Origin of the sequence: Dyella tabacisoli, from assembly GCF_003350925.1 — a bacterium.
Classification (GTDB): domain Bacteria; phylum Pseudomonadota; class Gammaproteobacteria; order Xanthomonadales; family Rhodanobacteraceae; genus Dyella_C; species Dyella_C tabacisoli.
In genome coordinates, this window is record NZ_KZ857203.1 from 1 (window position 1) to 1,579 (window position 1,579).

Below are 1,579 nucleotides of genomic sequence, written 5' to 3' on the forward strand. Positions count from 1 at the left end.
GGGCGAGATCGAGGCGGCGCTGGCGCGCCTGCCCGGTGTCGCGCAAAGCGTGGTGATCGCGCGCGAAGACCAACCCGGCCACAAGCAACTGGTCGGCTATGTGGTGGCTGCCGAAGACAGCGCACTCGATCCAATGGCCTTGCGCCAGGCGCTGGCCGAACCACTGCCCGACTATATGGTGCCCGCCGCCATCGTAGTGCTCGACGCGCTGCCGTTGACTCCCAACGGCAAGGTCGATCGCAAGGCCCTGCCCGCGCCCGAGGGCGACGCCTATGCGCGACGCAGCTACGAGCCACCACAGGGTGAGGTGGAGGTGCTGCTAGCCCAGGTGTGGTCCGAGCTGCTCGGCATCGAACGCATCAGCCGCCACGATAACTTCTTCGAGCTAGGCGGCCATTCGTTGCTCGCCATACGACTGATCGGACGTCTGCACCGGCTGGGCCTGGGCATCGAAGTACACACGCTGTTCGCCACACCGATCCTGGCCGAACTCGCCGCACTGACCGCCGGCGAGAGCGGCCATCGCGAACTGATCGTGCCGGCCAACCTCATCACCGCGGACAGCAAGGCGATCACGCCGAAGATGCTGCCGCTGATCGAACTGCTGCAGGTCGATATCGATCACATCGTGGCCCAGGTACCCGGCGGCATCGCCAACGTGCAGGACATTTACGCCTTGTCGCCCTTGCAGGACGGCATTCTGTTTCACCACCTGCTGGCGAGCAAAGGCGACCCCTACCTGCATGTCAACCAGCTCGCCTTCGCTCACCGCGGCGTGCTGGATAGCTACCTGGCCGCCCTGCAACAGGTGGTCGATCGCCACGACATCCTGCGCACCTCGTTCGCCTGGGAACAGCTAAGCACACCGGCCCAGGTGGTGTGGCGCCACGCCCGGCTGGACGTACTCGAAGTGACGCTCGATGCGGACGGCACCCCGCCCAGCGAGCAACTGACGCGCCGCTTCGACCCACGCCACTACCGCATCGACCTGACCCATGCGCCGCTGCTGCGCCTGGTCATCGCCCGCGAACCGGACAGCGAACGCTGGCTGCTGCTGCAACTGCAACACCATCTGATCGACGACATCTCCTCGCTAAGCATCATGCTCAGCGAAATCCAGGCCATCGTGCAGGGACGCGGCCAGCAACTGCCCCCGCCACAGTCGTTCCGCAACGTAGTGGCGCAGTCGCGCCTGGGCATCAGCGCGCAGGAGCACGAGCGCTTCTTCCGCGGCATGCTCGCCGATATCAACGAGCCGACCATCCCGTTCGGCCTCGGCGATGTGCATCGCGACGGCAGCCGCATGCACGACGCGCATCGGGTACTGCCGCCAACCATCAACGACCGCCTGCGCACGCAAGCGCGCAACTTGGGCGTCAGCCTCGCCAGCCTGTGCCATCTCGCCTGGGGCCAGGTGGTCGCACGTACCAGCGGCCGCGAACACGTGGTGTTCGGCACCGTGCTGTTCGGCCGCATGCAGGCCGGCAACGATGCCGATCGCACCATGGGTCTGTTCATCAACACCTTGCCGCTGCGCCTGGACCTGGACGCCACCGGCGTAGAGGACAGCGTGCGCCAT

Annotated in this window: 1 protein-coding gene; it reads left to right on the forward strand. The window is 66.2% G+C overall.

The features are described from left to right. Positions 1–1,579, forward strand: a 1,579-nt coding sequence (locus tag DVJ77_RS20950; protein ID WP_225428134.1) for a condensation domain-containing protein, incomplete at both ends; no start/stop codon positions are given.